Source organism: Paenibacillus sp. EC2-1 (assembly GCF_049311625.1).
Lineage (GTDB): Bacteria > Bacillota > Bacilli > Paenibacillales > Paenibacillaceae > Paenibacillus_AQ.
The window spans coordinates 2,333,963-2,350,761 of record NZ_CP186006.1; the positions used below are offsets into that span (position 1 = coordinate 2,333,963).

At 44.7% G+C, this 16,799-nt stretch carries 13 protein-coding genes; all 13 read left to right on the forward strand.

Features of this window, described 5'->3' with window-relative positions; all coding sequences use genetic code 11:
* Positions 1-41: 41 nt before the first annotated feature.
* The 13 genes from mutS (at position 42) to glnA (ending at position 16,633) form a co-directional block, all read left to right on the forward strand.
* Positions 42-2,831: a DNA mismatch repair protein MutS gene (gene mutS, locus ACK8P5_RS11100; RefSeq protein ID WP_422660990.1), complete on the forward strand. Its 2,790-nt coding sequence runs from the start codon at positions 42-44 to the stop codon at positions 2,829-2,831.
* Positions 2,832-2,863: 32 nt separating this feature from the next.
* The gene (gene mutL / locus ACK8P5_RS11105; RefSeq protein ID WP_422660991.1) at positions 2,864-4,855 is read left to right on the forward strand and encodes a DNA mismatch repair endonuclease MutL; all 1,992 of its coding nucleotides are present in this window, start codon (positions 2,864-2,866) and stop codon (positions 4,853-4,855) included.
* Between the two features lie 18 nt (positions 4,856-4,873).
* A complete protein-coding gene (locus ACK8P5_RS11110; RefSeq protein ID WP_422660992.1) occupies positions 4,874-5,659 on the forward strand; it encodes a class I SAM-dependent methyltransferase in 786 nt (261 codons plus the stop codon).
* Positions 5,643-6,623, forward strand: a complete 981-nt coding sequence (gene miaA / locus ACK8P5_RS11115) for a tRNA (adenosine(37)-N6)-dimethylallyltransferase MiaA (RefSeq protein ID WP_422660993.1) — start codon at positions 5,643-5,645, stop codon at positions 6,621-6,623. Before ACK8P5_RS11110 ends, miaA begins: the two co-directional genes overlap by 17 nt.
* A 19-nt stretch (positions 6,624-6,642) precedes the next feature.
* The gene (gene hfq / locus ACK8P5_RS11120; RefSeq protein WP_422660994.1) at positions 6,643-6,879 is read left to right on the forward strand and encodes an RNA chaperone Hfq; all 237 of its coding nucleotides are present in this window, start codon (positions 6,643-6,645) and stop codon (positions 6,877-6,879) included.
* Between the two features lie 154 nt (positions 6,880-7,033).
* Positions 7,034-9,697 carry a PBP1A family penicillin-binding protein gene (locus ACK8P5_RS11125; protein ID WP_422660995.1) on the forward strand — a complete coding sequence of 888 codons (2,664 nt, stop codon included), beginning with the start codon at positions 7,034-7,036 and terminating at the stop codon, positions 9,695-9,697.
* A gap of 115 nt (positions 9,698-9,812) precedes the next feature.
* Positions 9,813-10,370, forward strand: a complete 558-nt coding sequence (locus ACK8P5_RS11130) for a DUF402 domain-containing protein (protein ID WP_422660996.1) — start codon at positions 9,813-9,815, stop codon at positions 10,368-10,370.
* A complete protein-coding gene (locus tag ACK8P5_RS11135; protein ID WP_422660997.1) occupies positions 10,370-11,026 on the forward strand; it encodes a YdcF family protein in 657 nt (218 codons plus the stop codon). The genes ACK8P5_RS11130 and ACK8P5_RS11135 overlap by 1 nt, the downstream gene beginning before the upstream one ends.
* 80 nt (positions 11,027-11,106) lie before the next feature.
* Entirely contained in the window at positions 11,107-12,093 is a 987-nt protein-coding gene (locus ACK8P5_RS11140; RefSeq protein ID WP_422660998.1) for an AAA family ATPase, read from the forward strand.
* An 81-nt stretch (positions 12,094-12,174) separates the two neighbouring features.
* The gene (gene hflX, locus ACK8P5_RS11145; RefSeq protein ID WP_422660999.1) at positions 12,175-13,461 is read left to right on the forward strand and encodes a GTPase HflX; all 1,287 of its coding nucleotides are present in this window, start codon (positions 12,175-12,177) and stop codon (positions 13,459-13,461) included.
* Between the two features lie 65 nt (positions 13,462-13,526).
* Positions 13,527-14,780: an aminotransferase class I/II-fold pyridoxal phosphate-dependent enzyme gene (locus ACK8P5_RS11150; RefSeq protein ID WP_422661000.1), complete on the forward strand. Its 1,254-nt coding sequence runs from the start codon at positions 13,527-13,529 to the stop codon at positions 14,778-14,780.
* A gap of 81 nt (positions 14,781-14,861) precedes the next feature.
* Entirely contained in the window at positions 14,862-15,272 is a 411-nt protein-coding gene (locus tag ACK8P5_RS11155; RefSeq protein ID WP_422661001.1) for a MerR family transcriptional regulator, read from the forward strand.
* Between the two features lie 32 nt (positions 15,273-15,304).
* Positions 15,305-16,633, forward strand: coding sequence for a type I glutamate--ammonia ligase (gene glnA, locus ACK8P5_RS11160; RefSeq protein ID WP_422661002.1), 1,329 nt, complete (start codon positions 15,305-15,307; stop codon positions 16,631-16,633).
* The last annotated feature ends 166 nt before the right edge of the window (positions 16,634-16,799 follow it).

The window sequence follows — 16,799 nt, forward strand, 5'->3', positions numbered from 1 at the left end:
TTATAATAGAGGTCAAGCTAGAAACGGCATGGAGGTAACTCATGGCAAAATATACGCCTATGATTGAACAATATTTAAGTGTTAAGGAACAAGCGCAGGATGCGTTTCTTTTTTTCCGTTTGGGAGATTTTTATGAGATGTTCTTTGAAGACGCCGTACTTGCGTCTAAAGAACTAGAAATTACGCTAACCGGTCGTGAAGGTGGCGGTGCTGAGAAAATTCCGATGTGCGGTGTGCCCTATCACTCTGCAGAGGGCTATATTCAGCGTCTGATTGAAAAAGGATATAAAGTTGCCATATGTGAACAGATGGAAGATGCGTCGGCTACGAAAGGGATGGTACGGCGCGAGATCGTTCGTGTCGTCACGCCAGGGACGATCATGGATGGCAAAGTGGTTCATGAGAAGTCTAACAACTATATGTTATGTATCACTTCTCATGGTGGCCTGATGGCTCTTGCGGCGTGTGATCTATCTACAGGAGAACTGTATGTAACTTCCGTTCCCGCTTCACATGAGTGGCTGCGTGATGAGATTGGTATCTATGAACCCTCTGAAATTATTGGAGATGAAGATCTGCTGGAGATCGTTTCCTCCCATACAGTGGCTTTTAGTCGTCCTATTGTACGTACACCTTGGGAAAGACGGGATGATAATTTAGTTCGATCACAGTTTGGGGAAGCGGTGTGGGCTCGGTTAGACGAAGAAAGAAGAGCGTGTGTATCTCTGTTAATCGGCTACTTAAGCGAGACCCAAAAGCGTTCGCTTGGTCAACTTACACAGATTTCTTCGTATGAACCAGGTCAGTACATGGTTCTAGATCCATTTACACGCCGGAACCTGGAATTGGTGGAAACCGTTCGAGAACGTTCCAAGAAAGGATCTCTACTATGGCTGTTGGACCGGACAGAAACATCAATGGGTGCTCGTTTAATGAGACGACGCATCGATAAACCCCTTCTACAGCGTAGCCGCATTGAAGAGCGTCTTGAAGCTGTGGACCATCTGTATAACCAGTATATACTCCGCGAAGATTTGCGGATGGCTCTTAAAGAGATTTATGATCTGGAACGATTGGTCGCAAGGATTGCATTTGGTAGTGCAAACGGTCGGGATTTGAACGCTTTGAAGCTATCCTTGCGTCAAGTTCCGATGTTAAAGAGTCTATGTGCTGAATCTGGCTCTGAAACGCTTCAGAAGCTGGCGGATGCTACAGATGTGTGTGATGATCTGTGTGCACTGATTGAAGAATCTATTGTGGATGAACCACCTGTATCGGTACGTGATGGAGGGATTATTAAGCCGGGATACCATGAACGACTTGACGAACTGAGAGAAGCAAGTACGAATGGTAAGCGGTGGATTGCAGAGCTGGAAGCAAGAGAGCGTAGCGTAACAGGAATCAAATCTTTGAAGATTGGCTACAACAAGGTATTTGGTTATTATATTGAAATTACGAAATCGAATATCGCTTCCCTGCCTGAGGGCAGATATGAACGCAAACAGACGCTAGCCAACGCGGAAAGATATGTTACTCCAGAGCTGAAAGAGAAGGAAGGACTTATTCTTGAGGCGCAGGAAAAGATGGTTGACCTCGAATATGCGCTGTTTACAGAGCTGCGTGATCAACTGAATACACAGATTTCTAGACTACAGAAGCTTGCTGAGAAGATTGCAGAGATTGATGTTTATCAATCATTGGCTGCTGTAAGTGCAGAGCATCGTTTCGTCAAGCCAGAGCTGAGTGAAGGTTATGATCTGATCGTAGAAGGTGGACGACATCCGGTTGTAGAGGCTGTCATGAAGGATACGTCCTTTATAGCGAATGGTACGGAGCTTAAGAAGGACGGCTCATCGATTCTGCTCATTACCGGACCGAATATGGCTGGTAAGAGTACCTATATGCGTCAGGTGGCTCTGGTGTCTATTTTGGCTCAGATCGGATGTTTCGTTCCAGCTGAAATGGCTTCACTGCCGCTCGTTGATCGGATCTTTACCCGGATCGGCGCTGCTGATGATTTGATTGGTGGGCAGAGTACGTTTATGGTGGAGATGGCAGATATTCAGGTCATGACGGAAAAAGCGACACCGCGAAGTCTGATTATTATTGATGAATTAGGACGGGGAACTTCAACAAGTGAAGGAATGGCAATCGCGCAAGCAGTGATTGAATACGTTCATGATCATATTGGTTGTAAAGCACTTGTCTCGACTCACTTTCACGAACTTGCCCATCTGCAGGACAGCTTAACGGGTCTTAAGAATTACTCGATGGCCGTGCAAGAGAGCGGTGACAAGGTTCATTTTTTGAGAAAACTCATTCCAGGTGCGGCGGATAGTAGCTACGGCATTTACTGTGCCCGTTTGGCTGGACTTCCTAGCAGCATCACGGAGAGGGCCTATGGATTGCTTCAAGGGCTTGAGCAGGCGTCTTACGTCGCAGTTACTGGGGAAGTAATTCATTCGTCTGAAAAGCAAGCCATGAATCCGGAAGCAGATGCATTCACCAGAGAAAAAGCTTTGGTGTATGACACTATAACGAATCGTGATTCGGGTCGTGATGAGGAAGGATTGGATCAAGGCAAGGATATTTCTACACAACTGCAGAACGACAATGCTGTTGTACAGCTATCCATATTTGGTGATGAAGAATCCCAGTCCACAAAGTCTTCTTCCGTAGAATCGGAAAGTACGGCAAGGGATTCTGATCGTGTCGATCCGAAGGTCATGGGGATTATTGAGGCTGTAAAGTCAGTCGATGTCATGAATATGACGCCTCTTCAGGCAATGCAGCTACTAAATGAATTAAAGATGAAAGCAAATCATTTATAAATGATATAAGTCTATAAACGGGGGTAGGAAACATGGCTAAAATACACATATTGGACGAGCATATCGCCAACCAAATCGCAGCCGGTGAAGTGGTGGAGCGGCCTGCCTCCGTCGTGAAAGAGCTGGTGGAGAATGCGATTGATGCAGGAAGCACGAAGGTTGATGTAGCCGTAGAAGAAGGCGGTCTGCTAAGTATACGGGTAAGTGATAACGGTTCAGGAATAGATCCGGAGGATTGTGAGACAGCGTTCTATCGACATGCAACCAGTAAAATCGCTCAAGGACGCGACTTGTTTCATATAACAAGTCTAGGATTTCGAGGAGAAGCACTTCCATCGATTGCAGCAGTATCCAAGGTCAAATTAGTTACCTCTAATTCTTCAGATGGACGAGGAAGAGTTCTTGAAATTGAAGGCGGACATCTCAAGGTCAATGAGGAAACAGCAGCACCGAGAGGGACCGATTTCCTAGTGAAAGAATTGTTTTACAATACACCAGCAAGGCTGAAATATATGAAGACAATTCAAACGGAACTTGGTCATATCTCGGACTATATGTACCGATTAGCTCTTTCTCGGCCGGATATTGCTTTTACAGTTCGTCATAATGGGAACACACTCTTACAGACGCTAGGTAATGGTGACCTTCTTCAGGTGATTGCAGCAGTCTATGGTACCCAAGCAGCCAAATCCATGATGCCCATTAAGGCAGAGAACATGGATTACACCTTATCGGGATATATCAGTCGGCCTGACTTTACAAGAGCGAATCGAAATGCCATGTCTTTTATTATTAACGGGCGTTATATTCGCAATTATGGTTTGAGCCAAGCTATTTTGAGAGGATACCACACCCTGCTGCCCATTAATCGATTTCCTATGACGGTTTTGCAGTTGGATATGCATCCATCACTTGTTGATGTGAACGTCCATCCTTCTAAACTCGAAGTTCGCTTCAGTAAGGAACCAGAACTTTATGCTTTCGCAGAAGAGGAAGTGCGCAAGGTGCTTATGCAAGAAGTCCTTATTCCTCGCCCTGTGAAGCAGAACATTAGTAAGGATGCAAATGCGTTTATTCAGGAACAGTTTCATTTTTCGAAAAATAATTCTGAGGGAAATCGAGATAAAGTACCTTCTACATCTGCTTTGGATCTCGATAAAGATGAGAGCTTTAAGAATCTTATAGACAGAGAAAAAGGTAGTGTTTCGTCTTCAGGAGGAGCATCTTCAAACGTTGGAGAAACGCCAAGAAATCCAGGGTCTTCTTATGGTCAAATTGAGCGAAGTAGGGCTTTCTCGAATGCAGGATCATTTCAGATGAAGGAGTCAGCAGCAACGACGTATCGATCTGACTCTCGTGCTGGTGACAGAGCAGTTCCTAGTAAGCCTGCGATGACACAAGAGTGGCTTCAGGCTGCAGGAGGCGTAGCTCCAGAGATACCACCTTTTCCAGAGTTGACGGTCATAGGGCAGCATCACGGGACGTATCTGATTGCTCAGAATGACACAGGTCTTTATTTAATCGATCAACATGCAGCACATGAACGGATTAATTATGAATACTACTATGAAAAGTTCGGGAAACCAGCTGATGCATCCCAAGAACTGTTATTACCTATCACATTAGAGTTTACGCCTTCCGAATCGGAAAAAGTGAAAGATCGATTGCATTGGTTCGAACAGGTAGGAGTCTATTTAGAGCATTTTGGAGGTCAGACATTTCTGGTCCGTTCACATCCATTCTGGTTCCCTAAAGGGGATGAGAAGGAACTGATTGAAGAGATGGCGGAATGGGTGCTCAGTGAACGAAATATTGATTTAGCTAAATTGAGGGAAACCTCGTCCATATTATGCTCGTGTAAAGCTTCAATCAAAGCGAATCAAAAACTTACAGAGCAAGAATCAGCGAAGTTAATTGAACGTTTAGCTGCTTGTCGGCAGCCGTACACTTGTCCGCATGGTCGTCCAATCGTTGTTTCTTTCTCAATTTACGATCTGGAGAAAATGTTTAAACGCGTCATGTAAAGCAGCAAGGAGGAAACTATGATTATTACCACAGGAGAGGCGGAAGCGCCTGCTCTCGTTGAAAGGGCCAAGTTATTGGCGGAGGAAGTGGGGTGCCAGTATGTAACCCGTGGCGGCCAATCGCTTAGAAGGCTTGCTATAAAATTTGGAGAAGAGGATATATTGGTAGTATTGGATGGACATGTCCGCTTAGGAGGACCTAATCGGGAAGTCCTAGAGTTCCACCCTAGTATGGGATATGTAAGGTTAAAGCGTGTGCTTCGAGGGGACCCGGATCCGATGCTCGAAGCGACGAGAATGGAAGAGGGAGATACCGTATTAGACTGTACAGCTGGACTTGGAGCTGACTCACTCGTATTTTCCATCAAGAGCGGTGAGCGTGGTAGCGTAACGGCACTTGAGAGCTCGTTCCCACTCTACGTTTTCTTGAAAGAAGGTCTGCGTTCTTACCAAAGCAATCTGAAAGCAAGTGATGAAGCAATGCGAAGAATTCAAGTTGTGCATGGTCATCATTTAAATTATTTAAGGTCTTTGCCAGATAATAGCGTGGACATTGTATATTTTGACCCTATGTTTCGTGAACCGTTAACAGAATCGGCTTCGATCAATCCCCTTAGACATTATGCAAACGGCGAAGCACTTGATGAGCAAAGTGTAAAGGAAGCAGTAAGGGTTGCGCGAAAAACGGTTGTTCTAAAAGAAAAGCGGGGAAGTAAAGAGTTTTCACGTCTAGGTTTTACCGTTCCTGAGCGGAGTCAATCGAAAATAACGTACGGAGTGATAAGCATTGAAAGAGCAAACTAAACCCAATCTCCTCGTGCTGATTGGTCCGACAGCTGTAGGTAAAACAAAAATGAGTATCGAACTTGCCAAAACGTTTGGCTGCGAAATTATCTCAGGCGATTCCATGCAAGTTTACCGTGGGATGGACATCGGAACGGCAAAGATATCCAAGGATGAAATGGATGGAATTCCTCATCACCTAATTGATATTCACGAACCGGATTATCCCTATTCTGTAGCTGAATTTCAGGAACAGAGTGGAAGGTTGATTACAGATATTACGAACCGCGGCCGCTTACCATTTATTGTGGGAGGCACTGGCCTCTATATTGAATCCGTATGCTATGGTTTTCAATTCAGTGAAACCGGTGCTGATGAGGATTTCAGGCAGGAACAATTTAAGTATGCGGAGGTTCATGGTGCCGAGGCACTTCACCATAAGCTGGAAGAGGTTGATCCTCAAAGTGCCACGAGATTGCACCCGAATGACCTCCGTAGGGTTGTTCGTGCTTTGGAGGTTTTTCATTTAACGGGCAGCCCTCTATCAGCTCAATTAGCTTCTCAGAAGAAGGAGTCACCTTACCATCTTTGCTTGGTCGGTTTGACAATGGACAGGCAAATGCTATATAACCGTATTGAAGAGCGCATTGACTTGATGCTGCATCAGGGATTGGTTGAGGAAGTCACCAAGTTGATGGATAAGGGCTATGCTCCAGGCCTCGTATCTATGCAGGGATTAGGTTACAAAGAGATCGTATCGTATCTTCAAGGCGCTTATAGCTATGAGGAAGCAGTAGAATTATTGAAGCGGGACACACGTCGTTTCGCGAAGCGTCAACTATCTTGGTTCCGTCATATGAAGGACATTGAGTGGGTGGATGTCACCGACTCTCAAAATTTTTCTGCTAATTACGAAAAAATCCATGGTATAATAGCAGGAAAGTTTCTCTCAAATCTTGAATATACTTCAAAACAATCAAAATGAATCATTGGGGGTACGGCTAATGAACAAGTCCATAAACATCCAAGATACGTTCTTGAACCAACTGCGTAAAGAGAACATTCCGGCCACGGTATACCTGACTAACGGCTTTCAGATTCGTGGGACGATCAAAGCATTTGATAATTTTACGATCGTGATCGATAGTGACGGACGCCAACAAATGGTATACAAGCATGCCATCTCTACGTTCATGCCGCAGCGCAATGTTTCCCTGATGCAGGACAACACCAACGAATAATCTTGGTTATTTTTAGCAGGGATGATTTATTTGAAACTTTTCGGTGAATAATTCGTTTAGTTGTATAGGAGTGCAGAGGAGCAACCTGAGAAGGTTGTTCTTTTCTTTCCAAGGTGCAACAGATATCTCATAAGAGGGAGTCAGGAGGGGAACTATGGCTGGTAAAGATCGAGATCAAATGTCCAGGGTGAACAAAAACAAAGAGACCCCTAAGACATCTCAAAAATCAAAAAAGAAGAAAAAAGGTAAAGGAAAACGAATTGGTTGGGCGTTGTTCTTTACGGCGGTCATCGCTATATTTTGTGCACTAGCTGGCTACTTGTTTATTATGGTCAGCGGTGAAAAGCTGCTTGAGGAGAATAAGGACAAACTTACGGCATATGGCTCATCGAAAGTATATGACCGAAATGGGACGCTGATGGGCGAACTTTCAATTCAGAAGAGCGACCCAGTTAAGAGTGAAGATATTCCACAGCTATTGAAGGATGCTTTTGTAGCAACCGAGGATAAACGCTTTTATGAGCATAGTGGTGTGGACATCTGGTCGATTGGACGTGCAGCGGTAAAAGATATTATGGCGCGTTCCATGGTTGAAGGTGGTAGTACCATTACCCAGCAACTTGCCAAGAATATTTTCTTAACGCGGGATAAGACATTTTTCCGTAAAGCAACTGAGGTTTCGATTGCGCTCGCACTCGAACGAAACAATACCAAGGATGAAATCCTTGAGATGTATCTGAACCGAATTAACTTCGGTGGTCCATATTACGGAATTAAAGCTGCATCTGAACGTTATTTCGGAAAGACTGATTTGAAAAAGCTTAAGCTATGGGAGATCGCTACTTTAGCAGCTATGCCAAAAGGGCCTTCTAAATACAATCCGCTGAAGAATCCGGACCTCAGTAAAGAGCGTCGTGCTGTTGTACTAACACTCATGGAGGAGCAAGGATATATAACGGCGAAGGAAGCTGCAGAAGCTAAGAAGGTAGATTACGCCTATGAACCACCTGCTAAGCAGCAGAAGTATACGGCGTTCATCGACTATGTCATGGAGGAAGCGGAAGAGAAGTGGGGCCTCACAGAGGACGATGTCAATATTGGCGGATATCAAATCTTTACAACGATGGATGCGAACGCTCAGCAAGTGCTTGAATCCGAGTTCAATAATCCAGATAACTTTGAAAAAGGTGTCGGTGATGCATTGATTCAAGGGTCCATGGTGATTATGAACCAACATACAGGCGGAATTGTTGCCATGACTGGTGGTCGTGAATACCAACGTGGTGGCTTTAACCGAGCGACAGATAGCCGACGTCAGCCTGGATCGGCATTGAAGCCGATTGCTGTGTATGCACCAGCTCTCGAGACTGGTGGTTACAATAAAGACTCTCGACTTAGTAATCAAAAGCAATGTTTCGGCAGTTATTGCCCGAATAACCTGCATGGATACTCTGAAACGGTAAGTATGCAAGATGCTATTCAACGTTCTGAGAATATACCAGCGGTATGGTTGCTAAATAAGATTGGTGTAAAAACCGGTCACAGCTTTGTTGAGAAGATGGGCATTAAAGTGACCGAAGAGGATAAGAATCTATCGCTTGCGCTCGGCGGGATGAGCGTAGGTACGAATACGTTTGAAATGGCCCAAGCATTTGGTGCTTTTGCTAATGGGGGCGAATTAAACGAGGCTTATGCGATCAAGCAGATTAAAGATAATAAGGGCAAAGTTATACATGAGAACAAAGGTAATAATCGAGATCGTGTCATGTCCGCTCAGACAGCGTCAGAGATGACTAAAATGATGGAAAGAGTTGTACAAGATGGTACTGGACGGAACGCAAGAATCAGTCGACCGGTTGCCGGTAAGACAGGTACCACTCAAAGTGGATTGAAAGGCGTTAGTGGTGTACGTGATGTGTGGTTCGCTGGTTACACACCTGAACTAACCGCAGCAGTATGGCTTGGTTATGATGAGCCGAATGCTGAACGTATGTTGCGTCAGAGTAGTCCAATGGCAGCTGCATTATGGGGTAAGGTCATGGAGAAAGCTGTGCAAGGGTATGAAGCGAAGAAATTCCCAACTACTGAAGTGACCCCACCGCCTGTGGAGGAACCGCCTGTTGTAGAGCTTGAAAAAGTCAGAAACCTGACTGGCTCATATGATCCACAGACTCAGAAAGTTAATTTGAACTGGAGTGCAGTTAATGGTGAGGGTATCGTTTACCATGTGTACCGTAAAGAATCTTCTGAATCTGATTACACTCAAGTAGTGGATACATCACTAACTACAGCTGATGACATCACAGCCATGGAAGGGTTAACGTACAGTTATTACGTTACAGCTTACGATCCTGCTCAGGATCTCGAGACAGAGCCTTCGAATATACTTGAGGTCGTTACAGCTGGGGTAGCACCTCCAGAAGAAGAACCGGAGGAAGAACCGGATGACAATGTAGAACCTACTCCGCCGGTAGAAAACCCAGATGAGGGTGGTAATAACTCGGGTGAAGAGCCTGGGACTGGTGAAGGAAATGGCGAGGGTAACGGTGGCCAAGATCAAGGAAATGGAAATGGTCAAGGTGGCGGCGAAGGTAATGTTACCCCTCCAGATCAAGGTAATGGCCAAGGAAATGGCCAAGGAAATGGTCAAGGTAATGGAGGACAAGGTGGCAATAGTGGCACCAATAATCCCGATAATGGTACCGGAGGTGACACCGGCGAAACTGGCGGTGAGACGACCGTACCTGGCACGACTCCACCTACCGATGGAGACGCTGTAGATCAGACAGCTCCTCAGGAAGTTCAGGGTACCGAATAAACGATTATGAAAATGAACGAATTGAAGCCCCCGCATTGATGCGGGGGCTTCTTTGTTTTGAGTGTGAAAGTTAAATGTGGTAAGCTGAAGTTACGATATGGGGAGGAAAAGTTCCATGAAACGTAAATTCGGAGACCGGGCGAATTGGCGCCGCATTACCCGCCGGCACTTCACTTCCCGTTATGTGGAATGTGATCAGTTTACAGGATATCTTACCTTATATACGATTTACGGCCTGAAAGAGCCACTGTGGAAAACTTACGGGCAGCATACATACCGCATTGCGGATAAGGGATATTCCTGGTTACAGTACTATCCGAAAGACAGTCACTTTATAGTGACAGCTATGTTCGATGACAAAAGGCATATTGTTCAATGGTATATTGACATATGTAAGAAGCAGGGTGTTACCGATCAAGGCGTTCCATGGTTTGATGATTTATATCTCGATGTTGTTGTTAACAAGAATGGTGAAGTGTTCTTGCTGGATGAAGATGAATTAGAGGATGCGCTTCGGAAGAGCGACATTACCCGAGATGATTACCGGCAAGCTAAAGTTACGGCCCGAAATCTGCTAAGGGCAATTGACGCACATGAATTTCCTTACTTTATGATGTCTCTTGCGGATCGAGATCGTTTGTTTCATAACGGAGAGTTTAGGAGGAAAACATAATGCGTCAACCACAATACTCAGGGGTGCGAAGCACAGGTTCTATGAAAAGTCGTCTCTTTCTTAAAAGGAGTCTTTATGGAGTGTTTGCACTAATCCTACTTGGAATGATGTGGACTGGGTATGTTTATCTTCAAATCAATAAGGTCGAAAGTACGGTCACAGAGAAGGCGGATGTCGGGATCATTCTTGGTGCTTCGATGTGGGGAGATGAACCTAGCCCAGGGTTGAGAGAGCGATTACAGCATGGGCTGAAACTCTATGAAGATGGATTCTATAAATCCATCATCGTTAGTGGCGGTTTAGATGCTCCAGGGTTAAAGTATACGGAAGCGGAAGGAATGCGTAATTTTCTTGTGGCTAATGGTGTGCCAGAACAAAATATCCTTTTGGAAAATGAAGCTACTAGTACATATGAGAACCTGTTGTTCAGTAAGCGAATTATGAAAGAACACGGATTTAATTCTGCGATTATCGTAACACATGACTATCATGGTAGGAGATCACTTGAAGTTGCTCATACACTTGGCTATGATCATCCGGCGCTTTCTATCACGACCTCTTCTGTACTTCCTATGGTAAAGCATAAAAGTCGTGAGGTATTAGCCTATACGAAGTGGACTGCAGACAAGATATTTATCAAGCTTGGCTTGAAGTAATGAAAACTTCTAATAACCTGCTAATAAATAGAATACATTGGAATAGATAGTCAGCCTTTTGGATAATGAGGTGAGGAGCTATGAATGGACGTGTAACGGCCACCAGCAATCGGGCTGATGGACGGCCTTCGAGACAGATTAATGTTGTGCTCCGCAGTGCTGAACCTCCACTTGTCAGCTCTGCAGTTCCCGAGCAGGAACCGGCCCCATCGCCGAGTCCATTGACACAACATGTTCTATTCCAAGAAATTCAAAAAGAGCTCGACCAACTGGTTGGGCTTGAGCAGATTAAAGATTTGGTTTACGAGATTTATGCATTACTGCAAGTAGCTCAGATGCGATCAGTGGCTGGTTTGTTGAGTGGAGGACATGTGTTTCATATGATTTTCAAGGGGAATCCAGGTACAGGGAAAACGACGGTTGCCAGAATCGTTGCGAAGTTGTTCCAGAAGATGGGGGTTCTCAGCAAAGGGCACTTGGTTGAAGTGGAGCGAGCAGATCTTGTAGGGGAATATATTGGTCACACCGCTCAGAAGACAAGAGATCTTGTGAAGAAAGCAATAGGTGGTATTCTATTCATTGATGAGGCGTACAGCTTGGCACGTGGTGGGGAGAAAGACTTCGGTAAGGAAGCGATCGATACACTTGTAAAAGCGATGGAAGATCACAAGAATCAATTTGTGCTTATTTTGGCAGGGTACTCTGATGAAATTGACTTCTTCATGTGCAGTAATCCGGGGCTTCATTCCCGATTTCCGATACAGATGGATTTCCCGGATTATAATATGGATCAGTTGATTCAAATTTCGGAGTTGATGGCTAAAGAGAGAGATTATATCCTGATGCCACAGTCGATGATTAAATTAAAGGAACATCTACAAGCTGAAAAAGATAGTCACATTCATGCATTTAGTAACGCAAGATATGTCCGTAATGTAATTGAGAAATCAATCCGTAACCAAGCCGTTCGGCTACTCAATCATTATGTCGCTGGGAATCCTAGCAAACTAGAGTTAATGACACTACGTCCGGAGGATTTTAAACTTCCGGCGAGGGGTATAACGTAAATATACAATAACGTAAATATACAAATATGAAATCAGTTACGTTGTCCTTGTAGGACACTGATAACAAAGGGAGCAATGAATATGGCAAATGAAACACACGAGACGAAGACGAATCTACCGGATAGGGCCGTTCTGGTAAGTTTAGTAACAGATCAAGTGAAAAGGTCCGGGATCAATACAGAGCATTCCCTTCAAGAGCTGGTGCAGTTGGCTGAAACGGCAGGAGTTCAAGTTCTTGAAGTCATTACACAGAACCGTGAAACACCTGATACGAAATGGTTCATAGGGAAGGGTAAAGTAGAAGAACTCCGCATGGCGATTGATGGTTTAGAGGCCAATACAGCGATTTTTGATCAGGAACTGTCTGGAGCTCAGGTTCGCAACCTGGAAGAAACGCTGGATGTCAAGATTATTGATCGAACCCAATTAATTCTGGATATATTCGCACAACGAGCGAAGACGCGTGAAGGTATTATTCAGGTTGAGCTGGCTCAGCATAGCTACTTATTGCCACGTTTATCGGGTCATGGTAAAAATCTGTCACGCCTTGGCGGCGGTATTGGTACCAGGGGTCCAGGGGAAAGTAAGCTAGAAACGGATCGTCGACATATCAGAGGACGAATAAGTGATCTCAAACGACAACTCGATGAGATTATGAAACACCGTGTTCTCCAGCGTGAACGCCGCAAAAAAACAGGTGCTGTTCAAGTTGCTTTGGTTGGATATACGAATGCTGGTAAATCGACACTTCTTAATCGATTAACCGCCGCTGATGTTTATATTGAGAACCAGTTATTTGCAACGCTTGATCCTACATCCCGAGTGCTGGAGCTCCCGAGTGGTAAAGAAGTTGTATTGACGGATACGGTTGGGTTCATTCAAAACTTGCCACATGATCTGGTCGCAGCCTTCCGTGCCACACTTGAGGAAGCGAATGAGGCTGACTTGATTCTGCATGTGGTCGATGCGTCTTCTGAAATGCGAGAAGAGCAGATGAAGACGGTGCAGACTATTTTGGGAGATCTGGGTGCAGGAGATAAACCACAATTAGTCCTATTTAATAAAAAAGATGCATGTGATCCGAAGCAGCTAGAAATGCTTCCTTCTGGAGAAGGGTACCTCAAGATCAGTGCATATGATGAAGAAGATATGGAGGCTGTGCGTCTTGCGATACAGGATCATCTCTCGGGTGGTACCATTAAATTCCGAATCGCAGCAGATCGTGGTGATGTAAGCTCTATCCTTTATCGCATTGGAGATGTTGTAGAACAGACTTTCGAAGATAATGACATTATCTATGAAGTTCGAGTGAATAAAGCTGATTATGAAAAGATGGGCTACATGCTCAAGGATTATATTGAAGCATAGAGCTATAGAGTATGAACTGAAATACAAATATACATGAGAGATACTAGAGGAGAGACTGGCGCGTTATGGCAAGATTTTCACACGAGATTGAAGAATTAAGTATTAAAGCAGAACGTAAAATCGCAAATCGAATTCAGGAGATCGATCGAATTGTTGATCGAAATCAGTGGAAAGTCATAGAAGCATTTCAGCGTAATAAGGTGAGTGACTTCCACTTTGCGGGATCCACTGGATATGCTTACAATGATCGTGGCCGAGAAGTAATAGATGAGGTATATGCAGACGTATTCGGGGCTGAGTCGGCCCTGGTACGTCCTCATTTTGCTTCTGGAACGCATACAATATCGACTGCTTTGTTTGGAGTTCTAAGACCTGGAGATGAGTTGCTCTACATAACTGGGCGTCCATATGACACCCTCCATAAGGTGATTGGTGAAACAGGAGATGGAACGGGATCGCTGAAGGATTTTGGGATCTTATATCGTGAAGTCAATTTGCTTGAAGATGGAGGAATCGACTGGGAGGGTGTTGAGGAAGCCATTACTCCTGCAACTAAAGTCATTGGTATCCAGCGCTCACGGGGATACGACTGGCGTTCTTCCTTTACGATTGAACAGATTGGCGCGATGGTGGACAAGGTTAAGGCGCTTAAATCAGACGTTATCGTGTTCGTAGATAATTGTTATGGTGAATTTACGGAAGAGCTTGAACCAACACAGGTAGGCGTCGATTTAATGGCTGGCTCACTCATCAAAAACCCTGGTGGTGGGATTGCTGAAACTGGTGGTTATATTTGTGGGAAACAGAAGTATGTCGATCAAGCCGCATATCGATTGACAGCCCCTGGTATAGGCCGTGAAGTAGGCGCGATGTTAGGAACAACACGGGGGATTTATCAAGGTCTGTTCCTGGCTCCTAACACGGTGGGACAAGCTGTAAAAGGTAGTGTTTTTGCAGCTGCCATTTTTGCAGAGGTCGGATTTGTAACCAAGCCAGCTTGGAATGATCAGAGAACCGATCTTATTCAAGCTGTTTCTTTTTCGGGACCGGATCATCTGATAGCCTTCGTACAGGGGATACAGAGAGCTGCTGCAGTGGATAGTCATGTTGTGCCTGAACCTTGGGATATGCCTGGATACGAGCATCCCGTAATCATGGCCGCAGGGACTTTTATTCAGGGAGGAAGTCTGGAATTATCTGCAGACGCACCGATTCGCGAGCCATACATTGGATATATGCAAGGTGGTCTCACATATTCACATGTTAAATATGGAGTGCTCATGGCACTGCAAACGATGAAAGACCGAAATTTGTTGTAAGGTTTCCTGACATATGGTTGACATATCGTAGTAGGAAATATACAATGGAACAGAAAAGATCACTTGGAAGGTTGATGATTAATGGGTGATGAGATTCGGAGAAATATGGCTCTGTTTCCGATTGGGATTGTCATGAAGCTTACAGATTTGTCTGCTAGACAAATTCGTTATTACGAGCAGCACAGTTTGATCGTACCTGCTCGGACCTCTGGCAATCAACGCCTATTCTCCTTTAATGATGTTGAACGCCTTCTAGAGATTAAAGCTCTAATCGAGAAGGGTGTCAATATCGCAGGAATCAAGCAGGTGATGAATCCGGTAACGAAAGAATCAGAAGAGGCAACAGTAATTACCCCTGATACTGAAACTAGACGCAGGGAGATGTCGGAGACTCAGCTCCGTCGCCTGTTGAAACAGGAATTAATTACGGCTAAAAGACCGGGGCAAGTGTCTTTAATACAAGGGGAGTTGTCCCGGTTTTTTAATAAATAAACATATACAGATCTTGTAAGGGAGAGGATAGAATGAGTTACTCGAAAGACGACATTCTGCGCATTGCCAAAGAAGAAAACGTTAGGTTTATCCGCTTGCAGTTCACCGATTTGCTAGGAACGATTAAGAACGTTGAAATTCCAGTAAGCCAACTGCCTAAAGCTCTTGATAACAAAATGATGTTTGATGGCTCTTCTATCGAAGGCTATGTACGGATCGAAGAATCGGATATGTATCTTTATCCGGACCTTGATACTTGGGTTATCTTCCCATGGGTATCACAAGACCGTGTAGCTCGACTGATCTGTGATGTTTATATGCCAGATGGTAGTCCGTTTGCAGGGGACCCGCGTGGTATTTTGAAGAGAAGCTTGAAAGAAGCAGAAGAAATGGGCTTTACTTCTATGAACGTAGGACCAGAACCAGAATTCTTCTTGTTCAAGACAGATGAAAAAGGCAACCCTACAATGGAATTGAATGACCAAGGTGGATACTTTGACTTGGCTCCTACCGATCTGGGTGAGAACTGCCGCCGTGATATCGTACTGACCCTGGAAGAAATGGGATTTGAAATTGAAGCATCCCACCACGAAGTAGCTCCGGGTCAACACGAGATTGACTTTAAATATGCTAGTGCGATTAAAGCAGCTGACCAGATTCAAACGTTCAAACTCGTTGTTAAGACGATTGCACGTCAACATGGTCTGATTGCAACATTTATGCCTAAACCACTCTTTGGGGTGAACGGTTCCGGTATGCACTGTAACATGTCTCTCTTTAACGGTAAAGAGAACATGTTTGTGGATGAGAGTGATCCGTCAGGCCTTAGTGAAACAGCACGTCACTTTATGGCTGGTGAGCTTAAGCATGCGCGTGCTTATGCTGCTATCACGAATCCAACAGTTAACTCCTATAAGCGTCTAGTTCCAGGATACGAAGCTCCTTGTTACGTGGCTTGGTCTGCTAGTAACCGTAGCCCGATGATCCGTATTCCAGCTTCCCGTGGACTTAGTACTCGTGTAGAAGTTCGTAACCCGGATCCAGCAGCGAACCCTTACTTGGCTTTGGCTGTAATGCTTAAAGCCGGTCTTGATGGTATTAAACGCAAGCTTCCATTGCCTGCTCCAATCGACCGTAACATCTATGTGATGACGGAAGAAGAGCGTATTGAAGAAGGCATTCCGAGCCTTCCAGCTAACCTGAAAGAAGCACTGAACGAGCTTCTTCGCAGTGAAGTGATCTGTGATGCTTTGGGTGACCATGCCTTGTCACACTTCTATGAATTGAAAGAAATTGAGTGGGATATGTACCGCACACAAGTTCACCAATGGGAACGCGATCAATACATGACTTTGTACTAATACCTTCAGCCCTTGGCGCTCTAAGCGCCGGGGGTTTTTATTATTATGATGAAAGCAAGGAGGGCCAAGCTGTCCTTTTTCACATCATGTTCCTATCATTCTTGTAAAAAAAGGACTACTAACGGTTCCTCATTACCTACACTATGAAGTCACTGTTTGAATAGAA

Excerpts from the sequence above, each read along its gene's own strand:
- mutS (WP_422660990.1), top strand. The coding sequence starts at position 42 with ATGGCAAAATATACGCCTATGATTGAACAATATTTAAGTGTTAAGGAA.
- mutL (WP_422660991.1), top strand. The coding sequence starts at position 2,864 with ATGGCTAAAATACACATATTGGACGAGCATATCGCCAACCAAATCGCA.
- ACK8P5_RS11110 (WP_422660992.1), top strand. The coding sequence starts at position 4,874 with ATGATTATTACCACAGGAGAGGCGGAAGCGCCTGCTCTCGTTGAAAGG.
- hfq (WP_422660994.1), top strand. The coding sequence starts at position 6,643 with ATGAACAAGTCCATAAACATCCAAGATACGTTCTTGAACCAACTGCGT.
- ACK8P5_RS11125 (WP_422660995.1), top strand. The coding sequence starts at position 7,034 with ATGGCTGGTAAAGATCGAGATCAAATGTCCAGGGTGAACAAAAACAAA.
- ACK8P5_RS11130 (WP_422660996.1), top strand. The coding sequence starts at position 9,813 with ATGAAACGTAAATTCGGAGACCGGGCGAATTGGCGCCGCATTACCCGC.
- ACK8P5_RS11135 (WP_422660997.1), top strand. The coding sequence starts at position 10,370 with ATGCGTCAACCACAATACTCAGGGGTGCGAAGCACAGGTTCTATGAAA.
- ACK8P5_RS11140 (WP_422660998.1), top strand. The coding sequence starts at position 11,107 with ATGAATGGACGTGTAACGGCCACCAGCAATCGGGCTGATGGACGGCCT.
- hflX (WP_422660999.1), top strand. The coding sequence starts at position 12,175 with ATGGCAAATGAAACACACGAGACGAAGACGAATCTACCGGATAGGGCC.
- ACK8P5_RS11150 (WP_422661000.1), top strand. The coding sequence starts at position 13,527 with ATGGCAAGATTTTCACACGAGATTGAAGAATTAAGTATTAAAGCAGAA.
- ACK8P5_RS11155 (WP_422661001.1), top strand. The coding sequence starts at position 14,862 with ATGGGTGATGAGATTCGGAGAAATATGGCTCTGTTTCCGATTGGGATT.
- glnA (WP_422661002.1), top strand. The coding sequence starts at position 15,305 with ATGAGTTACTCGAAAGACGACATTCTGCGCATTGCCAAAGAAGAAAAC.